A 13,384-nucleotide genomic window follows, 5' to 3' on the forward strand; every position below is an offset into this window, starting at 1 on the left:
GCCGGGGCTCCGACCGGAAGCGGTGGTACGGGGGCGAGGTGTACCGAAAGGCGAGACGGGGCTGACCAGCATATGACCGGCCGGTAAGGTCGATGCCGTGCCGAAGCCGCTCAGCCTCTCCTTCGACCCCATCTCGCGCGCCGACGAGCACTGGAAGCAGCGCTGGGGAAGCGTCCCGTCCATGGCCGCGATCACCTCGATCATGCGCGCCCAGCAGATCCTGCTGGCGGAGGTCGACGCGGTGGTCAAACCGTACGGGCTGACGTTCGCGCGCTACGAGGCCCTCGTGCTGCTCACCTTCTCCCAGAAGGGCGAGCTGCCGATGTCCAAGATCGGCGAGCGGCTGATGGTGCACCCCACGTCCGTGACGAACACCGTCGACCGTCTGGTGAGGTCCGGCCTCGTGGACAAACGCCCCAACCCCAACGACGGCCGCGGCACCCTCGCCTCGATCACCGACAAGGGCCGCGAGGTCTGCGACGCGGCCACCCGCGACCTCATGTCCATGGACTTCGGCCTGGGCGTCTACGACGCCGAGGAATGCGCGGAGATCTTCGCGATGTTGCGACCGCTGCGGGTGGCCGCGGGGGACTTCGAGGAGAGCTGACCGTCCCCGTCGACGGGCGGATTGCCCGGCGACGGCGGGCCGAGCGCCCTCGGGTCCGTCCCGGCTCAGGCCGCGGCGGGGTCCGGGACCGCGTCCTTGATGATCAGCGGCTCGACCTCGCGGCTCACCTGGCGTTCCACGAAGAAGGCGGCCGTGGGGACGGTACCGGCGAGCAGCACCCAGGCGAGGCGGCCCAGCGGCATCTTCGCCTTGCTGCCGAGGTCGAAGGCGAAGACCAGGTACAGCACGTACAGCCAGCCGTGCGCGAAGCCGACCACCGTGACGAAGCTGTCGAAGCCGTCCAGGTCGAGCAGACGCTTCCCGATCACGCCCGCCGTCAGCAGGATCAGCAGGACGGCGGTGACGTAGGCCATCACCCGGTAGCGGGTCAAGACGCTCTTCTTCATGGCGTCGAGCGTAACGGGTGCTTTTCGGTGCCTCGCGCGCGCGTCCCGGCCCGCGTCCCCGGGCATTTACTAGGACGTCCTAGTAAATTGGAGGCATGGACGCTGACGCCATCGAAGAGGGACGCCGACGCTGGCAGGCACGTTATGACTCCGCCCGGAAGCGGGAGGGGGACTTCACGAGCCTTTCCGGGCAGCGGGTGGAGCCCGTGTACGGGCCCCGGCGCGGGGACGTGTACGAGGGCTTCGAGCGGATCGGATGGCCGGGGGAGTATCCGTTCACGCGGGGGCTGTATCCGACGGGCTACCGGGGGCGGACCTGGACGATCCGGCAGTTCGCCGGGTTCGGGAACGCGGAGGGGACGAACGAGCGGTACCGGTCGATCCTCGCCAAGGGGGGCGGGGGGCTGTCCGTCGCGTTCGACATGCCGACGCTCATGGGGCGGGACTCGGACGATCCGCGCTCGCTCGGTGAGGTCGGGCACTGCGGGGTGGCCGTCGACTCCGCCGCCGACATGGAGGTGCTGTTCCGGGGGATCCCGCTCGGGGACGTCACCACGTCGATGACGATCAGCGGGCCCGCCGTCCCGGTCTTCTGCATGTACGTCGTCGCCGCCGAGCGGCAGGGTGTCGACCCGGCCGTCCTCAACGGCACCCTCCAGACCGACATCTTCAAGGAGTACATCGCGCAGAAGGAGTGGCTCTTCCCGCCCGAGCCCCATCTGCGCCTCATCGGCGATCTGATGGAGTACTGCGCGGCCCGGATCCCCGCCTACAAGCCGTTGTCCGTCTCCGGCTACCACATCCGTGAGGCCGGGGCCACGGCCGCGCAGGAGCTGGCGTACACGCTGGCGGACGGGTTCGGGTACGTGGAGCTGGGGCTCAGCCGTGGGCTGGACGTGGACGTGTTCGCGCCGGGGCTGTCGTTCTTCTTCGACGCGCACCTCGACTTCTTCGAGGAGATCGCCAAGTTCCGCGCCGCCAGGCGGATCTGGGCGCGGTGGATGCGGGACGTGTACGGGGCGCGGACCGACAAGGCGCAGTGGCTGCGCTTCCACACCCAGACCGCCGGGGTCTCGCTGACCGCGCAGCAGCCGTACAACAACGTGGTGCGTACGGCGGTGGAGGCGCTGTCCGCGGTGCTCGGCGGGACCAACTCCCTGCACACCAACGCCCTCGACGAGACGCTGGCGCTGCCGAGCGAGCGGGCGGCGGAGATCGCGCTGAGGACGCAACAGGTGCTGATGGAGGAGACCGGGGTCGCCAACGTGGCCGATCCGCTGGGTGGTTCGTGGTACGTCGAGCAGCTGACGGACCGCATCGAGGCCGACGCCGAGAAGATCTTCGACCAGATCAGGGAGCGGGGTCTGCGGGCGCGTCCCGACGGGGTGCATCCCGTCGGGCCGATGACGTCCGGGATCCTGCGGGGGATCGAGGACGGGTGGTTCACCGGGGAGATCGCGGAGGCCGCGTTCCGGTATCAGCAGGCCCTGGAGAAGGGAGAGAAGCGGGTGGTCGGGGTCAACGTCCACCAGGGGTCGGTGACCGGGGATCTGGAGATCCTGCGGGTCGGGCACGAGGTGGAGCGGGAGCAGGTGCGGGTGCTGGACGGGCGGCGGGCGCGGCGGGACGGTGGGGCCGTGCGGGCGGGGCTCGACGCGATGGTCGCCGCCGCTCGGGACGGGGGCGACATGATCGGGCCGATGCTCGACGCGGTGCGGGCCGAGGCGACGTTGGGGGAGATCTGTGGGGTGTTGCGGGAGGAGTGGGGGGTGTATATGGAGCCGGCGGGCTTCTAGTGGGGGCTCCTTCAGGCGGCTTCACGGGCGGGGTGGGGGCCGGTGGGCGTCACGGACCCGGGGCTCGCCCCGGACCGCGTTCGCACAGTTCCCCGTGCCCCTGAGAAGCGCCGGGGCCCCGCACCCCGCACAACGACAGGGCCCCCTCACTCGGACGGAGTCGCTGCCGTGCCCTTCAGGCCCGTCAGCAGCAGCCTGGTGAAGTCGCCCACCCATTGTTCGTCCGCCGGGCCCGCGCTGATCAGGGTGCGGTGGACCACCGCGCCGGCCACGACGTCGAAGATGAGGTCGACGGTGCGGGAGGCGGTGGTGGCGTCGGGTTCGAGGGGCAGTTCGCCTCGGGTCTGGGCGCGGGTGCGGCCCTCCAGGACGAGGCGTTTCTGGCGGTCGACGATGGACGCGCGGATGCGTTCGCGCAGGGCGTCGTCGCGGGTGGACTCCGCGATGACCGCCATCAGGCCGCTCCTGGCCTCGGGCCGGGCCAGGATCGCCGCGAATTGGAGCACGACGCCCTCGATGTCGGCCGCCAGGCTGCCCCGGTCGGGAAGGCGCAGTTCGTCGAAGAGTTCCGCGACCGCGTCCACGACCAGTTCGTTCTTGCCCGCCCAGCGGCGGTAGAGCGTCGTCTTCGCGACGCCGGCCCGCGTGGCCACGTCACCCAGGGTCAGCTTCGACCAGCCGAGATCGACCAGCGCCTCCCGGGTCGCCGCCAGGATCGCGGCGTCCGCGGCGGCACTGCGCGGTCGGCCGCCCGTGGCGCGGGAGGCGGGGGTGCGGCTCTGCATCCGCCGACCATATCCGGCCGTTGTCGAAATCCTGGGTGGTGGCGTGAGGCAGATCACTGCGGAGTGGGTAGTGAGGGGTACAGGGAGTCGCCCGGGGCAGTTACGCTACGAGTCGTAGCGAAAGCTGGGGGTGGGCACCTGGCTCTCGGGACGCTTTTCACCCGCGCGCTCGGAAGGGGGAGGATGTACTCATGCAGCCACGGAACATGTCCATGAGCGGAGTCGTCGACCTCGCCGCGGTGAAGGCGGCCCAGGAGGCCAAGGCGAAGGCGGAGCAGGCGCGCGCCGAAGCGGCACGGCAGGGCGGCGGAGGGGCGGTGTCCCCGGCCGACCTGGTCATCGACGTCGATGAGGCCGGGTTCGAGAGCGAGGTTCTGCAGCGGTCCACCGAAGTGCCCGTCGTCATCGACTTCTGGGCCGAGTGGTGCCAGCCCTGCAAGCAGCTCAGCCCGGTGCTGGAGCGGCTGGCCGTCGAGTACGCCGGCAAGTTCGTCCTCGCCAAGATCGATGTCGACGCCAACCAGATGTTGATGCAGCAGTTCGGTATCCAGGGGATCCCGGCTGTGTTCGCCGTAGTAGCCGGGCAGGCGCTGCCCCTCTTCCAGGGAGCCGCCCCCGAGCAGCAGATCCGCTCGACCCTCGACCAGCTCGTGCAGGTCGCCGAGGAGCGCTTCGGGCTCACCGGCCTCGTGGTGGACCCGGACGCCGAGGCCGGCGCCCCCGTCCAGGCGGCCCCGCAGATCCCGGCCGGCCCGTACGACCACCTGCTCGAAGCCGCCGTGCACGCCCTGGACGCGGGCGACTTCGGCGGCGCGGTGCAGGCGTACAAGAACGTGCTGAGCGACGACCCGGGCAACACCGAGGCCAAACTGGGCCTCGCACAGGCCGAGTTGCTGCAGCGTGTGCAGGGAGCCGATCCGCAGGACGTGCGCAAGGCGGCCGCCGACAACCCCGGTGACGCGCAGGCGCAGATCGCCGCGGCGGACCTCGACCTCGTCGGCGGACATGTGGAGGACGCGTTCGGTCGACTCATCGACACCGTGCGGGTCACCGCGGGGGACGACCGGGAGGCCGTACGGACGCGGCTGCTGGAGCTGTTCGAGGTGGTCGGCGGCGACGATCCGCGGGTGGCCACGGCGCGGCGCGCGCTGGCGCGGGCGCTGTTCTGACCCGCTGGTGAACCCTCGTCCCGGCTGAGCGCCGGCTCCGCCGGGCGGGGGGTTCGGGGGCCGGGGGGCCTTCGTCCCGGAGTGCCGGGACGTGTGTTGCGCGAGTGAGAGATTTGGCGACACAGCGACACCGCGGCCGCGTTTTGCCAAATCTTGGTAAACGCGGCCGCTGTTACTGGCAGTAAGAGAATCTCGTCGATCTGTCGGACTCTGTCCATCTGTCAGCCGTTGTGTCACCTCACTCGGCGACACCCTGGGTCGCTGGCCGATGCCGATGGGTCGTTGTTCGGTTATCCGTCCGTTACTAGCCAGTAACGACCCCCCTTGCGGGGGCGGCGAGAATGCACCACGATCGGCGACGCTCGGTCCTTCCCCGTACCCCGCCAACCAGGCGGGTCAACGGTTTTCTGGGTCCCCACCGAGTAGAGCGGGCGACAGTGGCGCCTTGCTCTTGGACAGGGGGGTCTCCGCCCGAGGGTGGAGCCTGTCCAGCAGGTTGTGCGTGATGCGTGTCAGGCGCGGCCAGTGGTTGTCGCTCGGGGGTGATCGCCGGTGAGTTCGGGCGCTGTTCGCGCCACCGAGCGCGGGCGCTCTCCTTCCCGAGGACGTAGCACTTCTCCCATCCCTGCCTGGCTGAGCCGCCACCTATGGGGGCGAGCCGGTGTCAGGAGATGTACGTCCGAGAAGGAGGAAATATGGAGTCCCAGGTGCGTGGCGGGACCAGATGGAAGCGGTTCGCTGTGGTCATGGTGCCCAGCGTCGCCGCTACGGCAGCGATAGGTGTCGCCCTCGCGCAGGGTGCTCTCGCAGCGTCGTTCAGTGTGTCGGGCCAGTCGTTCAAGGTGACGGCTGACCAGCTCGACGGTACGGGCTTCTCGCAGTACGGAGCGCTCGACGAGGGGTACACCCTCAAGGGCGAGAAGACGGTTCACCCCGTCGCCGTCTCGGCGTTCAAGTCCGCGTCGATCACCAACATGTGCCAGTCGGTCGTCACCCCGGGCGTCCCGTTGCTCGGTAGCGTCAGCCTCAAGCTGACCGCCGGTACGGGTGGCAAGAAGGTCGAGGCCGAGAACCTCTACATCGACGTCGAGGACCTCTCGGCGGATGCCGTCTTCCGCGGCATCGACATCGGTGTGGCGGCCAAGGACGCCAAAAAGGGTCCGGGCATGAAGGGTGGCTCGGAGCAGGCCAACCCCTACGGGTTCGCCCAGCAGGCCGACTCGGCCTCGCTGACCGACGTGAAGCAGACGGCGTGGGCCACCACTGCCGGAACCTTCAAGCTGAGCAACCTGAAGATGTCGCTCCACAAGGGCACGGTGGAGTGCTACTAGGCACTCCCTGGGCGGGTGAGGGGGCCTGTGCTTCCTCGCCCGCCCGTCCCCCAGCGCCGTGCGCTCCGCCGCGCACGCGCAGTCCGTACGTGAATTCCGTACGCGCGCTTCGGCGTACGTGAACTTGTCACAGCAACACCGTTCCAGGGAGCTGTTGTCCATGAGCGCCGAGTCAACGGGGCAGAACGAAGACTATCTCCGCGTCCTCCGGCGGCGCTTCCGCGACTGGAGGGGCAGCCGTCCCTTCTGGGCGGGCCTGTTGGTACTGCTCAGCGGCTTCCCGATCATGTACTTCCCGTACGCGAACCTGCAGCTCGGTCACCTCACACTCGCCATGGCGACGACGGGCGGTTCGGGCTCCCTCATCATCGGCGTGCTGCTGGTGGTGCTCGGGGTCAGCCTGTGGTTCCAGCGGCACGTACGCACCTTCGCCGGTACGGCGGCGATCCTCCTGGCCCTCGTGTCCATCCCCGTCTCCAACCTCGGAGGCTTCGGCTTCGGCTTCCTGCTCGCCCTGATCGGCGGCGCGCTGGCCATCGCCTGGGCGCCCGGTCACGACGAGGCGCCGGTGCCGTCCACGTACCGCACCCCGGCTCGGGCCGGGGCCGCCCAGGACGCGACCGCCGGGAACACGACGGCTGAGAGCACGGCACAGCAAGGTGCGGTCCTCCTGCACAAGGGCGACGCCCCCGAGCCCGCGACAGCGGGTTCGATGAGCGGGGCGGCCAACGGCGAGGGCGACGACCTGTCAGGTACCACCCCCACGAACGGGACGAACGGGAGGCACAGTGCCGGCTGACGAGGTGACCCACGGGACTTCGGTGGGAGAGTCCCGTGCGAGATCCGGACCGCGGCACGCGGCACCCAGGAAGCCCCTTCTCACCCGGCTGAACATGCCGGCGGGCAAGGCGATAGCCCTGGCGGCCATGCCTACGGCGGTCCTCATGGGCATGGGCTTCACCCCCACCCTGGCACTCGCCGAGGACCCCGCGTCCAAGAGCCTGACGGCCGACGAGTACAAGGACTGCGTGACGGCCCTGGAGGCCGCCGAGGACGGCAAGGACACCTCCGCCTCCCCGACCCCGACGCCGTCCGCCTCCGCCACGGAGAGCGCCGACTCCTCGGACGACGAGGCGAAGGACGAGGACAAGCCCGCGGGCGACGACGCCGCGGACGACTCCGCCTCCGACGACACGCCCTCCGACGACTCCTCTTCGCCGGATTCAGGTTCCGACGACAAGGAGACGGGGGACGACTCCGCGCCGACGGACACCTCCGACAAGCCGGCCTCGGACGACGCGGCCTCCGACAAGGCGGCCGCGGACACGGCGTCGGACTCCGCCTCGGAGAGCGGCAGCGGCGGCAACGTCCTGGAGGACATCGGCAGCGCGCTCGAGGACCTGTTCACGCCCGACGACAAGGAGTCGGGGAGCGACACCCCGTCCCCGTCCACCAGCCCGTCCCCGTCGCCCTCGGCGGCGGACAGCGGCTCCGGCGAGGACACGGACGACGACAAGGACTCCGGCAAGGACGGCAAGGGCTCCGTCGACGTCACCGACAAGGTCGAGGACTCCGCCAAGGACGTCACCGGCACCGCCGACGACGAGACCGACGAGAAGACCGACGACAAGACCGACAAGGCCGACGACGCCGAGGACACGGCGAAGGACACCGCCGCCGACGCCACCGCGACGCCGAGCCCGTCCCCGAGCGAGAGCACGGACCTGGACGACTGCTTCGTCGCCACGGACGACGAGAGCGGCGTCGAGAAGGGCATCCCCGCGCTGCCCTCCGACCCCTGGTACCTGAACGCAAGCTCGCTGCTCCTCAAGGGCGCCGACTACAAGGGCGTCGTCAAGGTGCGGACCGCCGACGGCAAGGTCAAGGAGGTGCTGAAGTACGTCATCTCCGACGGCACCGACATCGGCGACCTCCACCAGACGGTCGACGACAAGCAGGCCGGCGTGACCTACCACGTGCAGGCCGGCAAGGGCACGACGTCCACCATCCGCGACGGCCAGACGGTCATGTACACCGAGAGCATCTCCGGCAACCTGCTCGGTCTGATCCCGGTGACCTTCGACCCGAAGCACCCGCCGCCGCTGAACATCCCGCTGATCTACTTCACCAAGGTGAAGGTCGTCCAGGCGGGCCAGTTCGGCGGGACGCTCACCGTGCCGGGGCTGCACCAGTTCACCACCAAGTGAGCACCCGCCTCCCCGCGGCCCGCTGAGCGCCGCACAGGACCCTTCCGGGAGCCGCACAGACCGAGGGCGCCCCCTGTTCCAGGGGGCGCCCTCGGCGCTCTTGCGGACGATCTCGGGCCGCGTCAGTCGCGGGCGCCGCCGCCCAGGTGGTGCACCCGGACCATGTTGGTCGTGCCCGGGACACCGGGGGGCGAGCCGGCGGTGATGACCGCGATGTCGCCCTCCTGGAAGCGCTTGAGCTTGACCATCTCCTGGTCCACCAGGTCGACCATCTCGTCGGTGCTGTTCACGAACGGCACGACGTGCGACTCGACACCCCAGCTGAGCGCCAGCTGGTTGCGGGTGGACTCGTCGGTGGTGAACGCGACGATCGGCTGGGAGGCGCGGTAGCGCGACAGCCGGCGGGCGGTGTCACCGGACTGCGTGAAGGCGACCAGGGCCCGGCCGCCGAGGAAGTCGGCGATCTCGCAGGCGGCACGGGCGATCGAACCACCCTGCGTCCGCGGCTTCTTGCCCGGCACCAGCGGCTGCAGGCCCTTGGAGAGCAGCTCCTGCTCGGCCACCGTGACGATCTTCGACATCGTGCGGACCGTCTCCAGCGGGTACGCGCCCACGCTGGACTCCGCCGACAGCATGACCGCGTCCGCGCCGTCCAGGATGGCGTTGGCGACATCGGACGCCTCGGCGCGCGTGGGGCGGGAGTTGGTGATCATCGACTCCATCATCTGGGTCGCCACGATCACCGGCTTGGCGTTGCGGCGGCACAGCTCGATGAGCCGCTTCTGCACCATGGGGACCTTTTCGAGCGGGTACTCGACGGCCAGGTCGCCACGGGCGACCATCACGCCGTCGAACGCCATCACGACGTCCTCCATGTTCTCCACGGCCTGCGGCTTCTCCACCTTGGCGATGACGGGGACCCGGCGGCCCACCTCGTCCATCACCTTGTGGACGTCCCGCACGTCCTCGGCGTCCCGCACGAAGGACAGCGCCACCAGGTCGCAGCCCATCCGCAGCGCGAAGCGCAGGTCCTCGACGTCCTTCTCGGACAGCGCCGGCACGTTGACGGCCGCGCCGGGCAGGTTGATGCCCTTGTGGTCGGAGATGACCCCGCCCTCGATGACCTCGGTCCGCACCCGCGGGCCGTCGATCTCCAGGACCTTCAGCTCGACGTTGCCGTCGTTGATGAGGATCTGGTCGCCGGGGGAGACGTCACCGGGCAGACCCTTGTACGTCGTACCGCAGATCTGCTTGTCGCCCGGCACGTCCTCGGCGGTGATGGTGAACTCGTCACCGCGCACCAGCTCCACCGGGCCCTCGGCGAAGGTCTCCAGGCGGATCTTGGGGCCCTGCAGATCGGCGAGGACACCGAGAGCCACACCGGTCTCGGCGGAGGCGGCCCGGACCCGGTCGTAGCGACCCTGGTGCTCGGCGTGGCTGCCGTGGCTGAAATTGAAACGGGCCACGTTCATGCCGGCCTCGATGAGGGCGACCAGTTGCTCGTGGGAGTCGACCGCGGGGCCGAGAGTACAGACGATTTTCGAACGGCGCATGGGACGATCCTATCGGTTTGTTTCGCTGCGGAATATTCCGTCTGATGGAATAGCAAATGTGCGGCTATGCGCTCAGGCGTGTTACCGGTGTGTATTACTCGGCTGTTCTCCGCTCACTCACGTCCTCTTCGCTCATGTGACGACCAGGGCATACGTTTGTGTCGCGATCTCCAGTTCCTCGTCCGTCGGCACCACCGCGACCGCGACCCGGGCGCCGGCCGGCGAGATCAGCCGCGGCTCCCCACCGCGTACGGCGTTCAGCTCGCCGTCGACCGCGAGGCCCAGCCCCTCCAGGCCCGCCACGGCGGCCTCCCGCACGGGCGCGGCGTTCTCGCCGACTCCGGCGGTGAACACGACCGCGTCCACCCGGCCGAGGACCGCGCAGTAGGCGCCGATGTACTTCTTCAGCCGGTGAATGTAGATGTCGAAGGCCAGCTTCGCCCGCTCGTCGCCCTCGTCGACACGGCGGCGAATTTCCCGCATGTCGTTGTCGCCGCACAGTCCGATCAGACCGCTCTTCTTGTTGAGGAGAGTGTCGATCTCGTCCGTGGACATTTCGCCAACGCGCATCAAATGAAAGATGACGGCCGGGTCCAGGTCTCCGGACCGTGTACCCATCACGAGTCCCTCCAAGGGCGTGAGCCCCATGGAGGTGTCCACGCACCGCCCGCCCTCGACCGCCGAGGCGGACGCCCCGTTGCCGAGGTGCAGCACGATCACGTTCACGTCCTCGGGGGCCCTGCCGAGCAGTGCGGCCGTGGCCCGGGAGACGTACGCGTGCGAGGTGCCGTGGAAGCCGTAGCGCCGGATGCGGTGGGCGTCGGCGGTCTCCACGTCGATCGCGTAACGGGCCGCGGACTCCGGCATCGTCGTGTGGAACGCGGTGTCGAAGACGGCGACCTGGGGGAGGTCGGGCCGCAGGGCCCGGGCGGTGTGGATACCGGTGAGGTTGGCCGGGTTGTGCAGCGGCGCCACGGGGATCAGGCGCTCGATCTCGGCGAGGACGGTGTCGTCGACGACCGTCGGCTGCGTGAAGCTCTGCCCGCCGTGCACGACACGGTGCCCGATGGCGGCCAGCTCGGGGGAGTCGAGGCCGAGCCCGTCGGCCGCCAGTTCCTCGGCGACGGCCTTCAGGGCGGCCTCGTGGTCGGCGATCGGGCCGGTGCGCTCACGGGAGACGCCGCCGCCGGTGAGCGGGGTGTGCTTCAGCCGGGAGTTCTCCTCGCCGATCCGCTCGACCAGCCCCACGGCCAGCCGGCCGCTGTCGCGCATGTCGAGCAGCTGGTACTTCACCGAGGAGGAGCCGGAGTTGAGGACGAGTACGCGGGTGGCGGTCACGGTCTGCTTCCTGACGGGGTTCACTTGCCGGGGGTGCCGAGGGTGCCGGGGGTGCCGGGGGTGCCGGGGGTGCCGGGGGTGCCGGGGGTGCCGGGGGTGCCGAGGGCGGCGGTGGTCTGCGCCTGGATCGCCGTGATGGCGACCGTGGTGACGATGTCCTGGACGAGCGCGCCCCGGGACAGGTCGTTGACCGGCTTGCGCAGCCCCTGGAGGACCGGCCCGACCGCGAGCGCGCCCGCCGACCGCTGCACGGCCTTGTAGGTGTTGTTGCCGGTGTTGAGGTCCGGGAAGATCAGCACCGTCGCCTGGCCCGCGACCTCGGAGTCCGGCAGCTTCGTCGCCGCGACACTCGGCTCGACGGCGGCGTCGTACTGGATCGGCCCCTCGATCAGCAGGTCGGGCCGTCGCGCGCGCACCAGCTCGGTGGCCTGGCGCACCTTGTCGACGTCGGCGCCCGAGCCGGAGGTTCCCGTGGAGTACGACAGCATCGCGATCCGCGGTTCGACCCCGAACTGCCGCGCGGTGGCGGCCGACTGGACGGCGATGTCGGCGAGCTGCTCGGCGTTCGGGTCCGGGTTGACCGCGCAGTCCCCGTAGACCAGCACCTTGTCGGCGAGGCACATGAAGAACACGGACGAGACGATGTCCGCGTCCGGCCTGGTCTTGATGATCTCGAAGGCCGGGCGGATGGTGGCGGCGGTGGAGTGCACCGACCCCGACACCATCCCGTCGGCGAGCCCCTCCTGGACCATGAGCGTGCCGAAGTAGTTCACATCGGACACCACGTCGTACGCCAGCTCGACGCTGATGTTCTTGTGGGCGCGGAACCGGGCGTACTTCTCGGCGAACATGTCCCGCCACGTGGAGGTCGCCGGGTCCACCAACTGGCTGTCGCCCAGGTCGATGCCGAGGTCGGCGGCCTTCTTGCGGATCTGCTCGACCGGGCCCAGCAGCGTGAGGTCGCAGACCCCGCGCCGCAGCAGTACCTCGGCCGCGTGCAGGACGCGCTCCTCGGTCCCCTCGGGCAGGACCACGCGACGCCGTTCGGAGCGGGCCTGCTCCAGCAGCGTGTGCTCGAACATCATCGGCGTGACCCGGTCGCTGCTCGGCGCGGAGACCCGGCCCCGCAGCTCGACGGTGTCGACGTATCGCTCGAACAGCCCGAGCGCGGTCTCCGCCTTGCGCGGTGTCGCCGCGCTCAACTTGCCCTCCATGGAGAAGAGTTCGGAGGCGGTGAGGAAGGAACCCGTCTCGACGGCGACCACGGGGGTGCCGGGCGCGAGCCGGGACGCGAGGGTCAGCACCTCCTTGCTGGGCCGCTCGTTCAGGGTGAGCAGCACACCGGCGATCGGCGGGGTGCCGGCGCTGTGGGCGGCGAGGGCGCCGACGACGAGGTCCGCGCGGTCGCCGGGGGTGACGACCATGCAGCCCGGGGTCAGGGCGTTGAGGAAGTTCGGCAGCATGGCCCCGCCGAAGACGAAGTTCAGCGCGTCGCGGGCGAGGCCCGCGTCGTCGCCGAGGAGGACCTTGCCGCCGAGGGCGTGGGTGATCTGGGCGACGGTGGGCGCGGAGAGCGCCGGCTCGTCGGGCAGGACGTAACAGGGCACGGGCAGGGGCAGCCGGGAGTCGCCGAGCCGCTCGGCTATCTCGGTGCGGTCGGCGGGCGCGACCCGGTTGACGACCATGGCGAGCACGTCGCAGCCGAGGCTCTCGTAGGCGCGGAACGCGTTGTGCGTCTCGGCGGCCACCGAATCGGCGGTCTGCTTGCGGCCGCCGACGACCGGGATGACGGAGGCGCCGAACTCGTTGGCGAGCCGGGCGTTGAGGGAGAGCTCGTCCGGGAACTGGGTGTCGGCGAAGTCCGTACCGAGGACGAGGACGACGTCGAAGTCGCGCGCGACGGCGTGGAACCGGTCCACGAGCGTCGACACCAGCTCGCCCGTGCCGTGCTCGGCCTGGAGCGTGGACGCCTCGTGGTAGTCCATGCCGTACACGGTCGCCGGGTCCTGGGTGAGCCGGTACCGTGCGCGCAGCAGATCGAAGAGGCGGTCCGGTCCGTGGTGCAGCAGCGGCCGGAACACCCCCACCCGGTCGACCTGGCGGGTCAGGAGCTCCATGACCCCCAGCTCGACGACCTGGCGGCCGTCGCCGCGGTCGATCCCGGTCACGTACACGCTGCGCGTCACGTGTG

Annotated in this window: 11 protein-coding genes; 6 read left to right on the plus strand and 5 right to left on the minus strand. The window is 70.1% G+C overall.

Annotated elements, in window-relative coordinates:
* Positions 1–97: 97 nt before the first annotated feature.
* The gene (locus tag STRBO_RS0107920; protein ID WP_005480153.1) at positions 98–607 is read left to right on the plus strand and encodes a MarR family winged helix-turn-helix transcriptional regulator; all 510 of its coding nucleotides are present in this window, start codon (positions 98–100) and stop codon (positions 605–607) included.
* Positions 608–672: 65 nt separating this feature from the next.
* On the opposite strand, the gene STRBO_RS0107925 is transcribed toward STRBO_RS0107920, so the two are convergent.
* Entirely contained in the window at positions 673–1,014 is a 342-nt protein-coding gene (locus tag STRBO_RS0107925; protein ID WP_005480151.1) for a DUF3817 domain-containing protein, read from the minus strand.
* A 95-nt stretch (positions 1,015–1,109) separates the two neighbouring features.
* Here STRBO_RS0107925 and icmA point away from each other — a divergent pair, with 95 nt between their 5' ends.
* Complete coding sequence (gene icmA, locus STRBO_RS0107930) at positions 1,110–2,810, plus strand: coenzyme B12-dependent isobutyryl-CoA mutase large subunit (RefSeq protein ID WP_020114032.1); 1,701 nt, start codon at positions 1,110–1,112, stop codon at positions 2,808–2,810.
* 146 nt (positions 2,811–2,956) lie between these two features.
* Here the strand turns inward: icmA and STRBO_RS0107935 are convergent, their stop codons facing one another.
* Positions 2,957–3,595, minus strand: coding sequence for a TetR/AcrR family transcriptional regulator (locus STRBO_RS0107935; protein ID WP_005480148.1), 639 nt, complete (start codon positions 3,593–3,595; stop codon positions 2,957–2,959).
* Positions 3,596–3,786: 191 nt separating this feature from the next.
* Here STRBO_RS0107935 and STRBO_RS0107940 point away from each other — a divergent pair, with 191 nt between their 5' ends.
* From STRBO_RS0107940 to STRBO_RS0107955, 4 genes are all read left to right on the plus strand, one after another.
* On the plus strand, positions 3,787–4,764 hold the full coding sequence (locus tag STRBO_RS0107940; RefSeq protein ID WP_005480146.1) for a tetratricopeptide repeat protein: 978 nt from the start codon (positions 3,787–3,789) through the stop codon (positions 4,762–4,764).
* Positions 4,765–5,459: 695 nt separating this feature from the next.
* Complete coding sequence (locus STRBO_RS0107945; protein ID WP_020114033.1) at positions 5,460–6,095, plus strand: DUF6230 family protein; 636 nt, start codon at positions 5,460–5,462, stop codon at positions 6,093–6,095.
* A gap of 160 nt (positions 6,096–6,255) precedes the next feature.
* Positions 6,256–6,894 carry a DUF6114 domain-containing protein gene (locus STRBO_RS0107950; RefSeq protein WP_020114034.1) on the plus strand — a complete coding sequence of 213 codons (639 nt, stop codon included), beginning with the start codon at positions 6,256–6,258 and terminating at the stop codon, positions 6,892–6,894.
* Positions 6,884–8,302: a hypothetical protein gene (locus STRBO_RS0107955; RefSeq protein WP_028796534.1), complete on the plus strand. Its 1,419-nt coding sequence runs from the start codon at positions 6,884–6,886 to the stop codon at positions 8,300–8,302. Before STRBO_RS0107950 ends, STRBO_RS0107955 begins: the two co-directional genes overlap by 11 nt.
* A 122-nt stretch (positions 8,303–8,424) precedes the next feature.
* On the opposite strand, the gene pyk is transcribed toward STRBO_RS0107955, so the two are convergent.
* From pyk to pta, 3 genes are all read right to left on the minus strand, one after another.
* On the minus strand, positions 8,425–9,855 hold the full coding sequence (gene pyk / locus STRBO_RS0107960) for a pyruvate kinase (protein WP_005480139.1): 1,431 nt from the start codon (positions 9,853–9,855) through the stop codon (positions 8,425–8,427).
* 132 nt (positions 9,856–9,987) lie between these two features.
* A complete protein-coding gene (locus STRBO_RS0107965) occupies positions 9,988–11,193 on the minus strand; it encodes an acetate kinase (protein ID WP_020114035.1) in 1,206 nt (401 codons plus the stop codon).
* Between the two features lie 20 nt (positions 11,194–11,213).
* Entirely contained in the window at positions 11,214–13,379 is a 2,166-nt protein-coding gene (gene pta, locus STRBO_RS0107970; protein WP_005480136.1) for a phosphate acetyltransferase, read from the minus strand.
* Between the last annotated feature and the right edge of the window lie 5 nt (positions 13,380–13,384).

Source organism: Streptomyces bottropensis ATCC 25435, from assembly GCF_000383595.1.
Lineage (GTDB): Bacteria > Actinomycetota > Actinomycetes > Streptomycetales > Streptomycetaceae > Streptomyces > Streptomyces bottropensis.

Excerpts from the sequence above, each read along its gene's own strand:
- pyk (WP_005480139.1), bottom strand. The coding sequence starts at position 9,855 with ATGCGCCGTTCGAAAATCGTCTGTACTCTCGGCCCCGCGGTCGACTCC.
- icmA (WP_020114032.1), top strand. The coding sequence starts at position 1,110 with ATGGACGCTGACGCCATCGAAGAGGGACGCCGACGCTGGCAGGCACGT.
- STRBO_RS0107940 (WP_005480146.1), top strand. The coding sequence starts at position 3,787 with ATGCAGCCACGGAACATGTCCATGAGCGGAGTCGTCGACCTCGCCGCG.
- STRBO_RS0107925 (WP_005480151.1), bottom strand. The coding sequence starts at position 1,014 with ATGAAGAAGAGCGTCTTGACCCGCTACCGGGTGATGGCCTACGTCACC.
- STRBO_RS0107935 (WP_005480148.1), bottom strand. The coding sequence starts at position 3,595 with ATGCAGAGCCGCACCCCCGCCTCCCGCGCCACGGGCGGCCGACCGCGC.
- STRBO_RS0107950 (WP_020114034.1), top strand. The coding sequence starts at position 6,256 with ATGAGCGCCGAGTCAACGGGGCAGAACGAAGACTATCTCCGCGTCCTC.
- STRBO_RS0107945 (WP_020114033.1), top strand. The coding sequence starts at position 5,460 with ATGGAGTCCCAGGTGCGTGGCGGGACCAGATGGAAGCGGTTCGCTGTG.